16 protein-coding genes are annotated in these 17,098 nt (G+C 44.1%); 10 read left to right on the plus strand and 6 right to left on the minus strand.

All coding sequences use genetic code 11. The annotated features are described in order from the left end of the window. Positions 1 to 35 precede the first annotated feature (35 nt). Positions 36 to 1,997 (minus strand): Hsp70 family protein, encoded by a 1,962-nt coding sequence (locus L0992_06700; GenBank protein XGB68369.1) that lies wholly within the window; start codon positions 1,995 to 1,997, stop codon positions 36 to 38. Then, the gene (locus tag L0992_06705; protein XGB68370.1) at positions 1,997 to 2,629 is read right to left on the minus strand and encodes a DUF2760 domain-containing protein; all 633 of its coding nucleotides are present in this window, start codon (positions 2,627 to 2,629) and stop codon (positions 1,997 to 1,999) included. Before L0992_06705 ends, L0992_06700 begins: the two co-directional genes overlap by 1 nt. Positions 2,630 to 2,977: 348 nt before the next feature. On the opposite strand from L0992_06705, the gene L0992_06710 reads away from it, so the two are divergent. After that, positions 2,978 to 4,516, plus strand: a complete 1,539-nt coding sequence (locus L0992_06710; protein XGB68371.1) for a sensor domain-containing diguanylate cyclase — start codon at positions 2,978 to 2,980, stop codon at positions 4,514 to 4,516. Positions 4,517 to 4,603: 87 nt separating this feature from the next. Beyond that, positions 4,604 to 5,134, plus strand: coding sequence for an exonuclease domain-containing protein (locus tag L0992_06715; protein XGB68372.1), 531 nt, complete (start codon positions 4,604 to 4,606; stop codon positions 5,132 to 5,134). Between the two features lie 127 nt (positions 5,135 to 5,261). Here L0992_06715 and L0992_06720 read toward each other — a convergent pair whose 3' ends face one another. Then, a complete protein-coding gene (locus L0992_06720) occupies positions 5,262 to 5,792 on the minus strand; it encodes a cytochrome b/b6 domain-containing protein (protein ID XGB68373.1) in 531 nt (176 codons plus the stop codon). 231 nt (positions 5,793 to 6,023) lie between these two features. On the opposite strand from L0992_06720, the gene L0992_06725 reads away from it, so the two are divergent. The 4 genes from L0992_06725 (at position 6,024) to L0992_06740 (ending at position 8,436) form a co-directional block, all read left to right on the plus strand. Further along, the gene (locus L0992_06725; GenBank protein XGB68699.1) at positions 6,024 to 6,380 is read left to right on the plus strand and encodes an antibiotic biosynthesis monooxygenase; all 357 of its coding nucleotides are present in this window, start codon (positions 6,024 to 6,026) and stop codon (positions 6,378 to 6,380) included. A gap of 16 nt (positions 6,381 to 6,396) precedes the next feature. Continuing rightward, complete coding sequence (locus tag L0992_06730; GenBank protein XGB68374.1) at positions 6,397 to 7,077, plus strand: hypothetical protein; 681 nt, start codon at positions 6,397 to 6,399, stop codon at positions 7,075 to 7,077. A 65-nt stretch (positions 7,078 to 7,142) separates the two neighbouring features. Then, the gene (locus L0992_06735; GenBank protein ID XGB68375.1) at positions 7,143 to 8,009 is read left to right on the plus strand and encodes a winged helix-turn-helix domain-containing protein; all 867 of its coding nucleotides are present in this window, start codon (positions 7,143 to 7,145) and stop codon (positions 8,007 to 8,009) included. Beyond that, positions 7,999 to 8,436 (plus strand): hypothetical protein, encoded by a 438-nt coding sequence (locus L0992_06740; GenBank protein XGB68376.1) that lies wholly within the window; start codon positions 7,999 to 8,001, stop codon positions 8,434 to 8,436. The genes L0992_06735 and L0992_06740 overlap by 11 nt, the downstream gene beginning before the upstream one ends. A gap of 123 nt (positions 8,437 to 8,559) precedes the next feature. Here L0992_06740 and L0992_06745 read toward each other — a convergent pair whose 3' ends face one another. The 3 genes from L0992_06745 to L0992_06755 all read right to left on the minus strand — a co-directional run bounded on the left by L0992_06745 (position 8,560) and on the right by L0992_06755 (position 11,655). Next, positions 8,560 to 9,009, minus strand: coding sequence for a TerB family tellurite resistance protein (locus tag L0992_06745; protein ID XGB68377.1), 450 nt, complete (start codon positions 9,007 to 9,009; stop codon positions 8,560 to 8,562). Positions 9,010 to 9,121: 112 nt separating this feature from the next. Then, positions 9,122 to 11,143, minus strand: coding sequence for an alkaline phosphatase family protein (locus L0992_06750; GenBank protein XGB68378.1), 2,022 nt, complete (start codon positions 11,141 to 11,143; stop codon positions 9,122 to 9,124). A gap of 8 nt (positions 11,144 to 11,151) precedes the next feature. Beyond that, a complete protein-coding gene (locus L0992_06755) occupies positions 11,152 to 11,655 on the minus strand; it encodes a hypothetical protein (GenBank protein XGB68379.1) in 504 nt (167 codons plus the stop codon). A gap of 135 nt (positions 11,656 to 11,790) precedes the next feature. Here L0992_06755 and L0992_06760 point away from each other — a divergent pair, with 135 nt between their 5' ends. The 4 genes from L0992_06760 to ugpC all read left to right on the plus strand — a co-directional run bounded on the left by L0992_06760 (position 11,791) and on the right by ugpC (position 17,094). Next, positions 11,791 to 13,107, plus strand: coding sequence for a MipA/OmpV family protein (locus L0992_06760; protein ID XGB68380.1), 1,317 nt, complete (start codon positions 11,791 to 11,793; stop codon positions 13,105 to 13,107). 417 nt (positions 13,108 to 13,524) lie between these two features. Next, positions 13,525 to 14,817, plus strand: a complete 1,293-nt coding sequence (locus L0992_06765; protein XGB68381.1) for a hypothetical protein — start codon at positions 13,525 to 13,527, stop codon at positions 14,815 to 14,817. Between the two features lie 15 nt (positions 14,818 to 14,832). Next, positions 14,833 to 15,813 (plus strand): hypothetical protein, encoded by a 981-nt coding sequence (locus tag L0992_06770; protein XGB68382.1) that lies wholly within the window; start codon positions 14,833 to 14,835, stop codon positions 15,811 to 15,813. 156 nt (positions 15,814 to 15,969) lie between these two features. Then, complete coding sequence (gene ugpC, locus L0992_06775; GenBank protein ID XGB68383.1) at positions 15,970 to 17,094, plus strand: sn-glycerol-3-phosphate ABC transporter ATP-binding protein UgpC; 1,125 nt, start codon at positions 15,970 to 15,972, stop codon at positions 17,092 to 17,094. The last annotated feature ends 4 nt before the right edge of the window (positions 17,095 to 17,098 follow it).

The following is a 17,098-nucleotide window of genomic DNA, read 5'->3' on the forward strand; positions in this document are numbered from 1 at the left end:
AAAGTAACGGCACCCGCTAAGGTGCCGTTGATTCATTATGCTTCTTCGTTTGAGTCGTTGTTCGAATCTTCACGAACGTCGAACTCAACGTGCCATTTCTGACCATTGTCAGTGGCAATCGCTTCTAGGTATAGAGTACCAAGCTCTGTAACACGAGAAGCCAAAGTAACCGGAACCACTTCACCTTCGCGGCGGCCTTCAGAAACAGGTAGTGTCACTTGGATTTCAGGAAGCTCATCAAGCTCTTCTGGTGCCCAGTGATCAAGGTGAGTACCGGCTTCATCTTCACGGCGTGTCGTTGAACCGAAGAATTGGAAGTGAACAGGCTGACCAATCACTAGACCGAACTCTTGGCTAGGCACTTGAACGCTTGAACCTTCTTCCATACCAAATGGAGCAACACACAGTGCTTCCATAGGAGGAGCCATACCTGGGATTGCTGGCATCGCGCTCTCGATTCCTACGTAGTAAGAAGATGCGATACCACCGCGGATACGAACGCCTTGACCACGACGCACAGCGCCGTAGTAAGAAGCACCACTTGCAACCGCAAGGTCTAGGTCTAAACCTGAAAGCTGTTTAGCAAATTCTGCATCAGCATTGATTAACCACTCGTTGATGGTGTCTGAAAGACGATCAGCAAGTAGGTTAGATTTTAGAACACCACCGTTAAACAGGATTGCTGTTGGCTTGATGAAGTCAGCAGCAGGCGCTTCAGCACCAGGCATACCTGGCATGTTTGCAAACGGATTGAAATCTTGTTGAGCGGCTTCGCTATTTCCAGAAAGCGCGTTCGCTTGCTTAGAAAGGAATGCAGCAATGTGACGAGTGATACCCGCGTCTTGAGCGTAAGGCAGACCCATTTGAGTCAGTGCGCCACGCGTCTTTTGTACAGGGTGCTCAGTCACAGCAACTTTAGGGAAGAAGCCATCAACCAATGTTTGTTGAACTTCTTGCTGAGTCAGTTCTGTCTTCAGTGTCGCGCCAAGCAGTTTAGAACCACGGCTTGGTACCACGATTGGCACAGATTGCAGTTCAGCATCGTTAAGAAGCGCTTCTTTAGCATCGCGACAAGCGTGAGTCATCGCTTGAACTTGCCATGGTGCCAGCTCTTTGCCGTCTTGCGCCAGTTTCATCTTCAAGCGGTAAGCAAGAGCCAAGTCCATGTTGTCGCCGCCCAGTAGGATGTGTTCACCTACTGCGATACGGTTCAGGCTTAGGTTGCCGTCGTCTTGAGTGACTTCAACTAACGAAAGGTCGGTAGTACCACCACCGATATCAACAACAAGTACGATGTCGCCAACGTCAACTTCGTCACGCCATTTATCATCGCTGTTATCGATCCAGCTATAAAGAGCTGCTTGAGGCTCTTCTAAAAGCGTTAAGTGAGTGAAACCCACATTACGTGCAGCCTCAGCTGTTAGGTCGCGTGCAGCAGGATCAAACGAAGCTGGAACCGTGATTGTTACGTCTTGGTCTGCCAGTTTGTGTTCTGGGTTTGCGTGGTTCCAAGCATCTTTAAGGTGCTCAAGGTACAGTTCAGTAGTCTTAAGCGGAGATACCTTTTCCACTTCTTCAGGGCTACCTGCAGGAAGGAATGCATCACGACGGTTAACACCACCGTGACATAGCCAAGATTTTGCACTTGCTACCAAACGGATAGGGGTTTTTGAACCAAGGTTACGAGCAATCGCACCCACTAGGGCTTTTGGCTCAGAAGACCAAGGAAGAACGCGAGAGCTCGCATTCATTTCGTGTTCGTGTGGCTGGTATAGGAACGAGCCAAGTTGGCTGCGAGTTTCTACTGTACCTGGAGCAGTCAGTTGAGGGATTGGCATTACCTCAACGCGAGCGTCTTCATTGGTTGTATCGATGAAAGACAAAACGCAGTGTGTAGTACCTAAATCGATACCAACACTGAACTTAGGTGCCTGATGTTGCTCTTGAGATGATAGCTCTTGTGAATGCTCTTGAGCTGAATGACTTTGGTGTTCCATTATAGCTCCACCTCTGCCGGTGCAATCACAGATGCATCGTAGTTCTCTGCAAGCTTAGGAAGGTTCATATCAGTTGCTTTCCAACCTTTGTGAACTAGTGTGCCGTTGAATGGTGCATTACCGGTTACATTGCCTGTTAGGCGGATTTCTTGCGGGTTGAAACCTTCAGCAACCGTGATGCGCGTTTCTTCATCTTCACTGCGGATGTGAGAAAGCGTTACATAGTCTGCTAATACTTTTTGGCCGCCAGTGTGAATAACACGAGCCGCTGCGCCAACTTCTTCGTCAGAGAATGACGTTAGGTCTTCTTTTAGGAAGTCGATCAAGCGAGCTTCTTGTTGCATTATAGACAGAAGTTGCATTGCAGAATCTGTTGGTGCTGTAGCCAGCTTAGACTCAACTTCGACTACTTTTTCGATCACTTTTTCAACTTCAACAACTTTTTCAACTTCGACAATTTTTTCAACTGGCTTTTCAACTTCAACGATCTTCTCTACTGGTTTTTCTACGACTTTCTCAACCACTTTGGATTTACGAGAAACGGCAATAAGCAGTAGTAAAACGCTTGATGCAGTTAAGCCTGCGTGAAGCATATCAAACGTTTGTGGGATTAGGTTCAAATCAACGATCATAGTGATTTCTCTTTAAAATTGATTTAACGGTATATTCGTCGGTTCAAAGGAATATACAGGTTGGAAAGGAACGCAATGGCACGAGGCCGAAATGGTCACTTTCTAGCTATAAATATGGATGGATACTAGCATATTCAAGGCTTAAGAGTGGTATTTAATGTTTTCAATCAAGTGTGTTTTTGGTGTGTTAGCTTGAAATTTAGTCGAGATTTGCCTGAATATTGGCCGCTGATGTAAGCGAGAGGTAAACAATGCCCGTTTTATGTCAGTTTTAAGACGAAACAGAAATGGAGCATGAATCCCTTCCGTTATATACTTTTAGCTCATTAACGCCTAATTGGAACATCTATGCCGCACACTACCGACCCTCTAACAGGGTTGAAGAGACGAACCCTCCCTTTGGTCGTATTTTCGGTCAGCTTTTTGATTACTGTGTTGTGTTTTATATTAGTCGCGCTGAACCAAAACCGCGCCCTGAATATGAATCTGAATAGCTTTGCTACTCACCAGACATTGAGCTTGGAAGCGTTTATCGCTAATGATGTGGCTTACATAGGTTCCGGCGCCAATTTCTTCTATTCGAATGATCCTGAGAACTGGGATAAATTCGACCGTTTTGCTCAGCAAACCATTAATGATTCAAAGAGCCTAATCGGTTTGCAGTGGATGCAAAAAGTGGAGCCAGATGAGATTGCTGAACACACGGCTCAGATGAAAGAAAAGTATCCATCCTATAAACTGTTTACCATCCCGAAGCATGAAGCAAAAACTTATGGCTACATCTTAGATGGTGAGCCGGCTTTTATCGCAACTGACTTGTATCCCAATACTGCCGCTAACGACAAGGTTCTAGGCTTTTACTCTTCTCGTGAGCGATTCAAGCGCGTTTTAGAAAACATTAAACAGACCCGAGAAGCGAATATTTCAGACAAGGTGCGTCTGATACAAGACGGGCTAGATCAAGACACCCCAAAGAGCGGCATGTTGGTTTACCACCCAGTATTTGAAGGCGAAAGCGACAACTTACTCGGTGTTGTTATTGGCGTGGTTCGCACCACCTATTATTTTGAAAACCTTTTGGCGTCAGCGGTAGGTGATATGGATGTGTATATTCGTGTTACCGATACCGGATTCGAGGCGGAGGATTCGCCAATCTTATTTGAAACCGAAGGTTATGAAGCGGTATCTGGGCACCACATTACCAAAACGATCGCACTGACTAACCGTGATTGGAAGATCGACTACAAGATAGACTCATGCATCTCTTTCTACGGTTACCTAGTGTTAACCGGAATCGCTTTGGTTGGCACAACCATCTCTTTGCTGTTGGCGTATATTGTGAACATGCAAATCAGAGAAAAAGAACGCCTGTATGCAATGTTGGATAAAAGGACAGAGGAGCTTCGCTTCTTAGCTGACCACGATAGCCTGACTGAAATTTATAACCGACGTGCTTTCAATAAGAAACTGGATAAGGCGATTGAGCGAGACCAACCTTTTAGTTTGATTGGGTTTGATATCGACAAGTTCAAAGGCATTAACGATGAATTTGGGCACCCAGCAGGTGACGCTTTGCTTATTCATGTCATCAAGTTGATTTCTGTGAACCTGAAACAAGGGGACGACCTGTTCCGTTTAGGTGGTGATGAGTTCTGCATTATCTCTAGCATCTCGAATCATGAAGCTTTGAATCGTTATTTAGAGTGCATCTTGAATACCGTGAGTCACTCTCATTGTGAACACAAAGGTCGACAACTTAGTTGTACCCTCAGTATTGGTGCTGCCATTCGTAGTGGTGAGGACTCCGAAGAGATCATGCAAAAAGCGGACAGTATGCTTTACCAAAGTAAGTCAAATGGCCGAAATAGAGTCACAATTGCAGGCTAAATGAGCACTTGATACAACTGGGGTCGAGTTCTTTATTGGGCTCATGTACAATTTCACGAAATTTTTGACGAGAGAATTAGGCGACGTATGAATCACAATCGAGTGGTGTGTTTCGATTTGGAAATGTGCTGTTGGAGCGAAGACGGTGTAGGGACAACAGGGGAGATCATTGAAGTTGGTCTTGCTGAGATTGATCTCGCATCCGGTACTATCGTGAAGCGCGCACAATATTACGTTAAGCCAGAGAAAGACGAAGTCTCTCTGTTCTGCGCCGAACTCACGGGCATTACACCTCGCAAGATCGAAAAGCAGGGTCGCCCGCTAGAGTCTGTCATCAAGTCGATGATTAAGAATTTTGGCGGTCCAAACAAGATCTATGCAGCCTGGGGTCGTGATGACCTGATCTTACACAAAGAGTGTATAGACAAAGGCATTGAACCTCCGTTTAGCGAGTTCTTAAACATCGCAACGCTTTACCGTGTTCAGAATCGCTTGAAAGACAAACGCATTGGTCATCGCGCCGCTCAAGAAGCCAAAAACATTGAGTGGGAAGGTCGTCAGCACTCGGGTTATGTCGATGCTTACAACCTTGCGAAGCTTGCTCTGACGATGCTTTAGCAATAAGCTAATATTAATATTTGCTCCGAATTATAAAAAGCCACCTAAACAAGGTGGCTTTTTTTTAACCTTCTGGTCGAATGTTGTCAGAACTAAATAAATCATCATCGTTCGCGTATTTAGGGATTTATTTCCCTAACATCACCTTGAGCTTATCGCCTTTATCAAAAAAGTGATGCTTCAATGCCCCTAATATATGTAATGTTACCAACGATATAAAAACTTTAATCGCAGTAGCGTGAATCAAAAACAGCAGAGAAAATACTTCTCTAGAGGTTGCACTATCGCTAAATGCCCATGAGTACACGCTGAATAATGGTGTATTAATCAATGCCATGCTTAAACCTGATATAGCGATAAAGGTTAATGTCACTGCTTGAACAAATTGAACCACTTTAGGCAAGGTGAACTTGCGTTGCTCTGGTTCTGGCTTAACTAACATTCTTGCAATCAAAATATTGATGAGAATAAGGACAATTGAGCCGAGTATCTGATGAATTAAAATCGTTGGATACTTGTCAGAGAAAGGCAGAGTTCGGCTTGATATAAAACCGAGAGTTAACGTTAGCATTACCCCACCAAACATCCCCCAGTGAAGAAAATCGACTTTATTAGTGAGGTTATTTTTTTCTCTATTATTTGATAGTTTTTTGAACATCATGAGTTCCATTATTAGCGTGTGAAAAATCTATTATATTTCTCATCGCTTTGTTATGGATGTGTTTGTCCAATGTTTAATATTAATAATCGGATAGCCATTTAATTAATATTAAATCGTTCTTAGTGCTCTTGATGGTGACGATATCTCTGTTAGCGTGTTTGCTTCTAACCCACGGAGGCTTTTATGGAGAGCAAGAACATGGAGAACAAGATCATGAAGTACAAAAGCATCAAGAGTTTGATCAAGCGAACCATTACATTGAGTTTGTTGAGTGTGAGCCCGTTACTGTTCGCACAACCTGTAGTACTGATTAACACATTTTCAGTTGAAGCGAGTAAAGACGCCGAAACGTTAGCGTATTGGGAAAGCGCTAGAGATGTACTTGTAGAGCAACCGGGATACATCTCAACCACGTTGCATCGTTCGTTGAGTACAGATGCTACCTATCGATACGTGAATGTTGCTAATTGGGAGAGCCAAAAGCACTTCTTAGATGCGATCTCTGTGATGAGGAATGAGCTGCCAGCACTCGATATTGAGGGTGTGACTGCCGATCCTAATCTTTACGAAGTTATCCGCCATTAATTGAGAGTCTGTTCAAATGAAATATGTACCACGAGTGTTTTTAGTTCTTTTTAGCTTTTTATTCTCCGTCAGCAGTTATTCTGCGGCTTATGGCGTTTCCGTAGCGTGGAAAACAGAGGATGCCCAAGCGGTATTTGATGCGATGCCTAATCAAAAAAAGGCGTTCGCCAATTTGATTGATGCAGGGTTAATTCACGATATGTTTGTTTCTGAAAGCTTTATTGGCGACCAAGCATTTCCAATCATTAAATTTGTTATGGAAGCAGACAGTGAAGAAGAAGTAAGACGTGTTATTGGTAACCTTCCTTTGCAATTTAAAGAGTTAGCTGAAATAACAGAAGTGAGAGACATTGGTAGTAAGTGGTTGGATACGGAAGTCGTGTTTACCAATTATGCGATTGAGTTGTCTTGGAAAGAGCCAGAAGACCAATTAATTGCAGATAAAATAATCAGTGTGGATTTGCAAAAAGTGGTTGATTGGAGTGCTCAAGGCGTTATTACTTCGGCTTATTTAAAGAACCAAGCGATTGCTGAATCTCAACCAAATCAAACCGCTATGATCAGACCAATATATTCTATTGCTGTGTTAGCTCGAAATGAAAAACACGCACTCGAAATTGCTAACGATCTTAATGCCGTTAAGCTAGGGTTCGCTACTGTAAATATCAGCGAATTAGGTTTTAAACTCGCGCTGTGATTTTGAAATAAAGTAAATTCTCATGCTATTCTAAGGTGAGTTATTTAACACTTTTAACTCGCCTTATGAATAATAAAATACAAGAATATAACTTGGTTATTGACCTTGATAACCGCCAATTGCTTAATCTTTCTGTTAATCAGCACATCACTTTATCACCATCAGAATGTCTGCTTTTGAAGCACTTGATGGACAACCGCGCGCAAACCATAGGACGAGAATTTCTTCTGACACATTGTTGGCCGGGAAGGGTGGTAACCAATAGCTCACTCAATGTAGCGGTTAAGAATGTTCGTACTGCGCTTCGAACTGTTGGCTCTGATTGTAAGGTGATTACTGTCCAGAAAGAGGGATACTGTTTTGTCGCGCCTGAAAACGACGTAGCTAATGCGGATGAGCTTATAGATAGCTCAAGTGAGGATACGACAGAAACCGTAGTCGATGCAGTTGAGACCCCAACCACTGGCGACTCAATGACTGATCACGATGTGATTAAGGTGTCTGCTTCTAAGCATCACACATCGCTTAGTTATTTTAATCGCAAGGGTAAACCTCATCTAGTGCCACTAACGGCAGGTATTGTGGTGAGTGCTTTGTTAGTCGTCGTGCTCTCTTACCTCGGTTTATTCATGGAAAGAACGTCCATCAATGGAATTGTGGTGTACCACGATAGCGTCAACTTAGATTCGATGCTGGTGGAAGACTTAACATCGATTGCTGAACCGGGAGTCGAAGCAATATACCTGCATCGTATGGGGATTGATTGCGGCGCCATACAAGTGGTGATATTGAACCAAAGTGGCTGGAAAGACATCAGCTCAAGTTTTGAATTAACGCACTGTAACGATGCGCAAGCCGGGCTCTACGAGATCGAACCCATTAATAGACGGGGAATAAACCAAGCAACAGAAGGAACGGTCGATGAAGCGTAAGTTTTGGCTACCTATCGTGGTTACCTTGTCCGCTATTTTACTGTTTGGTGTCATTTCCGGTGTGATGACCCGAGGGGCTTATCAGTTTGAGGGTATCTATGAAAACGTCGGTTATGAAGTGCTGACGCTGGATCTGAAGAATGGCCGTTCAAAGATGCGTTATGTTGGCTATGATATCAACGGTCAAGTCGTCCAAACCAAGCAGTTTTTTGGCGTGTTCTTACGTTGGGGCAATCACTACTATTTCTATCAAATTGAACAAGACCAAGCTCACGGGCAGCAGACCTTTAATGTGAAGAATTTTTTCATTCAGCATCACAACAACAGGCGTAGCGTAATGGTGTCGGATCAGCGTGGTGCTTACGTGACCAAAGATGGGAAAATTCTGGAACTGAAAGGGATTCTATATGGACGAGCACTTCGCTAACTTATACTCGTTTTTAAGCTCTCTGAGTTAAAGCGAACTCATCCAGTCTTGTTTGATATAAAAAAAGCGACGGTCTATTGAGCCGTCGCTTTTCGCTTTGTCGTTTGTTCGTTTAGTCAGAGTTTAATCTTCGCCTAAAACGCTTAATTTGCTTTTGATGAAATCTTTGTGGTCAACGTAAAGCAGTTCAGCAGTTTTGCGGATAACGGAGTCTTCAAGTGGATCAATCTCTCCATCGGCATGCGCGACTTCCCACATAGCTTTAATCAAGTCTATGCGAACTGGTTGCGACAGCTCTCGCAGTTGAGAAGTGAAATCGTACAGAGAAACAGATTGTTCAACTTGAGGCTCAGCTTGCGCCAATAAGTCTTTTGATTCTTCTTCGGTTATGTTCAACAAACGTTGCAGCAAGTGAAGCTTAGCTTCTTGCTCTGATTCGTTGATCGCGTGGTCTGCACCTGCGACTTCACATAACAAGCTGGCGATAGCTAAGTTAGGTGAGGCAATGGGTGTTTTACCTAAATCAGAGCCTTCAACTAATTGTTTAAATAACGAGGTCAGTGAGTTAAACATAAGAGCATTCCAGTTATGGTGAATATTATTACTATTGGGCCTACAGAGTGTGATCGCAAGCATCTTTACTTAAAACTGACATTACGAAGACGCGAGCAATAAGGAACACTCTTTAGTCCGGCTCTGGAAAACGGGTGACTTTTCCGTCGCCACTGAGTGTCGTGATCGATTGCGGTTTCCCATCGGTGTCTAACCTCAATTCACCAATCGCACTGCGGTTTGAAAGGCGATAAAAGGTTTGATTGTCTGGGCTACGCTTTTCGATTTTTAGGCGCTTTCGCTTGGTGAAATAGTTAAGAACTGAACGCGGGCTATACAATAATCGGTCACATACATCGCAGAATTTTAGCAATGGGGCAGGGAACTGGTTCTTGATGCCACTACAAGTAATTTGGTAGATGTTCGGACTGTTTCGGCGATACCTAAGCTTAATATCGTAGGCAAATGAGTAATGCACATCACCCGAAAGCACCACGAAGTTGGTTGGCGTTTTGGTGTGAGTAAAGATACTGATGAGGGTGTTAGCACTGCCTGGGTGCGCCATCCAGTTCTCGGCATCAATCACCAGCGGTTTGCCTAGGGTGGTCATCATCTTCTGCAGCGTTTCAATGAACTTAACCCCGAACATCGGTGCTGCGGACACAATCACCACTTTCTCTTGATTGATTAACTGATGTTGAAATTCGGTCAGCGCTTCCCAGTCCATCAAACCCGATGGTTTGTTCATGCGTGACTCAGAACGCCAACGACGAGTGCGTGTATCCAACACAATCACTTTTGGCGACGTGTTGATGGTGTAGTGCCACTCTTCGAAACGATCCAGCATCTCAATGTATTGCGTATGTCGTGTAGGTTCTAGCTGCCCAATGACCGTTTCAGTAGTTTCTGCCAGTTCAACCGTTTGCTCGCTTGAGTCTCCCAGGTCAACATTTTGGTTCACTAATTCCGAGAAAAGTTGTTTGGTTTGCTCCATAAAATCGCGGTTGAAGTTCTCTGGTGCGTTACCCCAACCTTGGCACATCCAATAAGCCGCAAGGCCGTTACCAATCACTTGTGTCGCGAACTGGTTTTGATCGACCGCGTGTTCCCAACCAACCGTAAGGTTCCAATCATCCGTGACATCGTGGTCATCGAAGATCATGTAAGTCGGGATATGTGCGAACAGACGCTGTACTTGTGGCAGGCCAGCGATGAAGTCATCAATGATGATGCTTTCATCACGCCACTGTTGCTGCTCGGCAGGCGTCAATTGTCGATCGCCTTGCATGAAGTTGTTTTCGATTAATCGCTCACGGTTGATGCATTGCCACAAAGTTGGAGACCAAACCAGCAAGTACATCGCGATGAATTCAGACAACGTGACCAAATGGTTCTCACAATCGGTCGAGCTGAAGATAGGGATCCCACGTTTAGGGAATAACTTATCGAGCAGCGAATCTGACGTGTTGTGGTGTGGCAGTAAATGATCACGTTGGTAGAGGTGATACTCGCTGCTAAACAGGGCTTCACTACTGCTGATTTTGCTGTCCAGTGAGTCAGTCGGTAAGCTTTCACCGACTAACCCAAGCAGTTGAATCACTTGCTGAATCGCATCCAATGTTGGGCCTGCAACGTGATCGGCGTAGATTTGGTCACCGCTCATCATCAACATATCCGGTCGCTCAACAACAGCTTGGGTGGCGATCTTGTTATCTGCCGCAACTAGGCTGTCTTTGCTCGGGTGATGAGGGTTGCGACAAGAGCCATGCAAGATGTAGTCAGCCGTTGTCGATATCTTAAACTCGATTCGAGCGTTATTGTCGTTGGTTCGTTTTTCTCTATAAACCAAATGCGGTGCCAGTTCAGTTAGTGAACCTTGCTCGGTCTCTATTTGATACTGCAACGGAACGTTGGTTGGAAACTCTCCCTGTAAATGAATCAAGGTTACCCAAGCGTGTGTACCCACTTGAATCGATTCTTGTTCATCCAGTGGCGACGTAAAGAAAGGCGTTTCTTGCTCTGCATTGAATAATTCAGTGGTACCCGAAAGTGGTGCACTGGTGACTACCCAAAGTACCACCTCAGTTGCGGTGGTTTTTCGTAGAATTGGGCCTGCGAGCAATAAGGGAAGAGTTGATGTCGTCGAGCGTTTCAATACGGTTCCTAAATCGTTGGAGGTGTGTTGTTGAGTTCTTTTGTTTCGAGCGCAGAGGTGTCGAGTTCCGGTGTTTCAGGCTCGTGAGGTTCAACAGCCGCTGTGTCCAGTTCCGGAGTTGCAGGTTCTGCTGTCTCTTGCTCTGTTATCTCACCTTCTGTCGTCTCATCTTCCGTCATCTCAAGGACTTCGATAACTTCGGAGCTAGAAAGTTCATGACCCATCAGAAATATCGCCAATAAGGCATCGGCTTTGGTTTTAGTATCGGAAGGGTCGTCTAACACTTGTTCAAGCTTTTCTCGGATCATGGCAATTTCGTGCTCTACAAAGCCACGGCCTTCGTCATCCCCTTGGTTCTCTTCAGGGGCATTATCGAACTCCATAAACAACAACTCACCATCTAACTTTGTGTTAACCAGTCGCTCTGGCAACCATTCCTCACCCATAACGATATCTGGGTCGGAATCATTGGGTAAGTGGTCTATAATGTTTTGTAATTCTGAGACTTTCACAATACTTTCATTTAACCGAGAATATCCTTCATTGTAACGGTCAATTCCAATCAAACCTAAAACTAGTTGGTTGGAATGGTCAATAAATGTCTATTCAGTAACACAATATTTATTACAAAGAGTAATTGCACAAGAATGAAGCACAAATTTTCACCGAAGCTCATCTCGTATGGGGCGGTTTTATTAAGTAACGCTTTTTTAGGTAACAGCGTGGCGTGGGCTGCGGAAGAGCAAGAGTGGGGTGTTGCAGCAATGTTCCGAACCGCGAGCATTCCTTACGACACCTCTGGTGGTGACCAGTCGGTTAACACATTTGTACCGATGTTATTCTTTAAGAACGATTACGTGTTTATCGACGGCACAGAAATGGGTGCTTACCTGTATCAAACCGAAGATGAAAAATGGTCATTTAACGCAATTTCTCGTATGCGTTTTATTGATATTCCAGCTTCAGAGCAAAACGCCATTGAGGGTGATACAGCCGATTTCGGTGCTCAACTGACTTACCAACTTGATGAGCAATGGGCTCTCGAGACGGAACTTATGAGTGACAGTGAGTACAACTTCCACGGTAACCTGCGCGCCAAAGCCAAGTATGAAACTGGCGATTGGGAATTTTCTCCAAGCGCGACGTTGCGTTATAAGAGTGCCGATTTCAACAGTGAATACTATTCCGCATCCAATGAAACCATTGGTGCAGGCGTTGACTTAAATGTCGGCGTAGAAGCGCGTTATCACGTATTTTCAAACCTTTATCTATTGGGTTCGACCAGCGTAACCCGCTTGGATGACAATGCTTATGATTCTGCGATTGTGGAAGACCGTTATCAAGGTGAACTCTACCTTGGTTTTGGTTTCTTCAATGATAAAGAGAAAGCGCCTAAACCTAAGCTAAGTAACGCACCTTATCTGCGTGTTGCACACGGTTGGGCAACGCCATCGAACATTGGCGATATCATGAAGTTCAACGCGGAGAAAGACGAATACAACAACCAACTCACATCGTTCTTTTATGGTCACCCTTTAACTGATGAGATCTTTGGTTTCCCGTTGGATATCTACCTAACGCCGGGTATTGCGCATCACTGGAGTTCAGACGTTCAATCGAGCAGCACGGAATACATCATTGCAATCAAAGCTTACTACACGTTCAACTGGCCGACACAGTGGCGATTTGGTGTCGCAGAAGGTATGTCGTACATAGATTCGATTACCTATATCGAAGGCTCTGAGATGGACCGTAAAGGCTACACCGCAAGTCACTTGTTGAACTACCTAGACTTCTCATTCGATGTGAATGTAGGTGACTTGATTGGCAAGAATGACCTGAACAACTTGTGGTTTGGTTATTCTTTACACCATCGTTCAGCAATCTTTGAAAACGCCTCTCAGTTTGGTCGTATCAAAGGCGGCAGTAACTACAACACCGTTTATTTCCAATATGAGTTTTAACCACAACCTGTAATTTAAAGTTCAGGTTACGTTATACAAGCCAACTTCCGTTTACGGGGTTGGCTTGTTTTGTATGGGTTTCACTAAATTGGTGTGTTCAATGTTATTGCTGCTTTTTACTTGAGCGAGTTATGTATTCTTTTTATTTGTAACCTTTCCATAACGCCGATATTGCCTTACTCGCTCTCTCTTTACCCATAGAAAACATGATAACCCTCTCACACGTTTAGCTTAAATGCTTAAAGGTTTAAGCAATAAATTTCGTTCGGGTAACCCCATAATCACAAAAGGTAAATGACCACATTGCTGACAATGTTACTGAGATGGGAATATCCGTTGTGAAACGTTTATACACAAAGGTCGATACGAGAAATGATAAAAAAAAGCCTTTTAGCTACCTGTACCCTCATGGCTAGCATGTCTGCGTTCGCTGATGTCACGATCACCGAACTTACCGTTAACCCACAACTCTACCCAGTAGGGTTTGAACAACATTTACAAAGAAACTTGGACTTCTTTGTTGATGGCGTAGGTGTGGATCAAAAAGCCAAAGTTCCATACGACACGATTTTCGTCGATAAAAATGGCCAAATTGAACACGACTATTATGTCAATACAACAGAGATTGGCCTGTACCTAAATGTGCTTGTTGAAGCTCATAAAAACGGCAATGCCAATGCTCTCATTCGTATCCATGAAACACTGGATGCGCTAGCAGGAGCCCCTACTTGGAAAGGTCTGTTTTTCTGGCCTTATGACATTGAAGGAAAGCAACTAAAACCTAACAAAGATGGCATTGTTCCCGCCGTAGATAACGCAAACTTAGCATTTGCTCTTGCTGGTGTAGCAGGTGCTTACCTTGACTCAAAGCAATCCGATGAAAAAGAAGTCGTTGCTAAGGTCGAATCTATTCTTAAGAGCCAAACAGATGGTTGGGCTGAACTCTATGATGAGAGCCGAGGGCTACTTTACTCGGGCTACTCAACCACCAAGCAAGCACCACTGACTTACCATATTGATCGTAAAGCCAATGAAAGCCGATTAGCACCAATTTGGGCTCACTTGATCACTCAGAACTCAGAAAACACCGTGCCAAAAACTGCGTTTAACAACATGGAGTTATACACCCAAGACTATTACCTAGATCGCAAGAAGTATTCGCCGATGCTGACTTGGGATGGTGCTTATTTCCAAGGAATGCTTTCGATGATCTGGTTGGAAGAACGCTCATTGATCCCAGATTTCTCGATGATCGAAGATATGACAGAGATCCAAAAGTACCACGCTATAAAGCATCAAATTCCTTTCGTGTCGTCCGCAGCAACGGTTGATGATGGTTATGCGGCATTCGGTGTCCCAGAGCTATCAGAATCTAAGGTTCGTTTTAACAATACTGATATCGCTGGTGGTGATACCGGTTCACCTCATGCGCTTGCGCTTTCTTATATGGTGAACCCGTTTGAAGCTGTCAGTCTGTTAAACACAGTGATTGATTACTACCCACAACTCGAAACTCCGTACGGTTGGTATGACGCAATCAACGGTAAAGGTGAAACATCAACGAAAATTCTGTCTCTAGACCAAGGTATGTTTGTCGGTGCCTTCCTTTCACCGGCTATCAACCAAGATGTGCGTAAGTACCTAGAAAGCAAAAATTACTACGCCGCCATTGTTGATATGTATGAAACCTTTGAACCAAATAATAAATAGACAGAGGAATGAACCGTGAACTTTGAAAAAGCAGTGAACGCAATAAAACTAACAAGCTTCGTTCCGTTGTTAGCGCTAGCTATTCCTCTGACAGCCAATGCTGATGAGCCTGTAACAGAAGAACAAGCTGAAATAGAAACAGAAGTTGGATTATGGAGCGACCATCAATATAGAGAGCTTATTCTGGAAACCGAATCGGCCAAGAGCAGTAATGCTCCACCTCGAACACGTGCATTGACAGGTATCGAATACGAACATATTGACAATGAAAATCAGCCAAACGAGGAGTTGCTCCACTATATCTACGCTGATGGTTTTACGCGAGTCACAGACACCTTCAGCATGGGGTATGTATTCAAAGAGATACATCACAGTCGTGGAGGCGAAAGTACTGGTCAAAGTAATTACTCTGAAATCATCCCTAGTTTTTATTGGCGTCAAAATGACAATGTTGCCTACAACCTCATGTTGTCGTACGAAAAAACGATAGGTGAGTGGCACTACGATAAATACATGGCAAAACCTGGGATTGACCTGAGCTTTGGTCGTCACTTTTTACATCTGAGTGCGGAACTAGGCTACAAAGATGAAAGACAAGGTCCGGGAAGTCGCGGTGCGTTTATTGAATCTGAACCTTTGTACCTTTACCGCCTAGATAACGGCATCAATATTGGGGCAAAAGTTATCTATGTTGAAGAGCATAATGATTTTAACTACGTTGAGTTTGCTGTTAAACCGTTAATTCAATTCAACTTTGATAACGGAAACTATTTAGAGCTTCGCTATGAAAGAGGTACGTTAGATATGGGTTCTGATCCTAATAACCGCGACCATTTTGATTATGATGTGTATGCCTTGTACACGGATCTTCCTATCAATGAACACTTTTCTTTCTTAGCGGATATTCAGATTAAAGATCGCCATGCGGATCCTGCACCATGGACCGGAGATCAATTGGTTTGGTTCTCTAAGGTTGGCATCGTGTGGAAGTTCTAAGAGATTGATTGAGTCATAATGGGGTTACACATTCGCTTGCTGTAAACATGAATTTGATAGCCCCACTTTTAACCCATTTACACTATTGTTTGGATATATCAGAAAGGAAGATCTGACCCAAATAGTGAGCGCATTTACAAATAGGAATGCAGAATCATGGCGAAAGTAACGCTAAAAAATGTAAATAAAGTCTATGAAAACGGCTTCCATGCTATCCACGATGTGAGTTTAGACATCAAAGATGGTGAGTTCATGGTGCTCGTTGGTCCATCTGGTTGTGCTAAGTCCACCATGCTGAGAATGGTGGCGGGTTTAGAGAGCATCACTGACGGTGATCTGATGATCGGCGAACGTGAATGTAATGACCTGCCGCCAAAAGATCGTGGTATCGCGATGGTATTCCAGAACTACGCTTTATACCCACATATGACCGCTTATGAAAACCTAGCGTTTGGTTTGGAAACGGCTAAGAAATCGAAAGCAGAAATTAAAGAGCGGGTAACAAGAGCAGCAGAACTTTTAGAGATTACGGACTTACTGGATAGAAAGCCAAAGCAGATGTCAGGTGGTCAGCGCCAACGTGTTGCCTTAGGACGCGCAATGGTACGTAACCCGGATGTGTTCTTATTCGATGAACCGTTATCCAACCTAGATGCCAAGTTGCGTGTGTCGATGCGTCGCCGAATTATTCGTCTGCACAACCAACTTCAAGAATCAGGTAAGCCCGCAACCATGATCTATGTAACCCACGATCAGGTTGAAGCGATGACCATGGGAGACCGCGTCTGCATTCTTAACCAAGGTCGCATCATGCAAGTCGATACGCCGATGAATGTGTATCACAACCCTAAAAACAAGTTTGTTGCTGAGTTTATTGGCTCCCCAGCCATGAATATGCTTGAAGGCACTCTATTGGATCAAAGCGGTAAAGTGTGCGTTCAACTCAATGAGCACACCATCGAATTGTCGCAAGCACATCAAGAGAAAGCGAAAGGGTGGGTGGGGCACCGCGTTCACCTTGGTATTCGTCCAGAGCACTTGTCGGTATCTAATCAAGCGAATCAAAACACGCTACCGGCAAAAGTTGAAGCGAAAGAAGAGCTAGGGTCAGAAGTCTACTTACACGTCACCATCTTCGATAAACCGGTGGTTTGTAAGCTACTCGATACCGAGCAAACACCCGATGTCGGCACCCATTGTCACATTCAACTTCAAGTCGAGAAATGCCACGTCTTTGATGACGCTTCTCAAGAAAATATCCACTACACAGAATCAAAATAAGTTT

It is taken from the genome of Vibrio pomeroyi (assembly GCA_041879425.1).
GTDB lineage: Bacteria > Pseudomonadota > Gammaproteobacteria > Enterobacterales > Vibrionaceae > Vibrio > Vibrio pomeroyi_A.

Bases quoted from the DNA above. Each gene is read 5' to 3' on its own strand.
- L0992_06715 (XGB68372.1), top strand. From the start codon at position 4,604: ATGAATCACAATCGAGTGGTGTGTTTCGATTTGGAAATGTGCTGTTGG.
- L0992_06765 (XGB68381.1), top strand. From the start codon at position 13,525: ATGTCTGCGTTCGCTGATGTCACGATCACCGAACTTACCGTTAACCCA.
- L0992_06710 (XGB68371.1), top strand. From the start codon at position 2,978: ATGCCGCACACTACCGACCCTCTAACAGGGTTGAAGAGACGAACCCTC.
- ugpC (XGB68383.1), top strand. From the start codon at position 15,970: ATGGCGAAAGTAACGCTAAAAAATGTAAATAAAGTCTATGAAAACGGC.
- L0992_06735 (XGB68375.1), top strand. From the start codon at position 7,143: ATGAATAATAAAATACAAGAATATAACTTGGTTATTGACCTTGATAAC.
- L0992_06745 (XGB68377.1), bottom strand. From the start codon at position 9,009: ATGTTTAACTCACTGACCTCGTTATTTAAACAATTAGTTGAAGGCTCT.
- L0992_06760 (XGB68380.1), top strand. From the start codon at position 11,791: ATGAAGCACAAATTTTCACCGAAGCTCATCTCGTATGGGGCGGTTTTA.
- L0992_06740 (XGB68376.1), top strand. From the start codon at position 7,999: ATGAAGCGTAAGTTTTGGCTACCTATCGTGGTTACCTTGTCCGCTATT.
- L0992_06720 (XGB68373.1), bottom strand. From the start codon at position 5,792: ATGTTCAAAAAACTATCAAATAATAGAGAAAAAAATAACCTCACTAAT.
- L0992_06730 (XGB68374.1), top strand. From the start codon at position 6,397: ATGAAATATGTACCACGAGTGTTTTTAGTTCTTTTTAGCTTTTTATTC.
- L0992_06705 (XGB68370.1), bottom strand. From the start codon at position 2,629: ATGATCGTTGATTTGAACCTAATCCCACAAACGTTTGATATGCTTCAC.
- L0992_06700 (XGB68369.1), bottom strand. From the start codon at position 1,997: ATGGAACACCAAAGTCATTCAGCTCAAGAGCATTCACAAGAGCTATCA.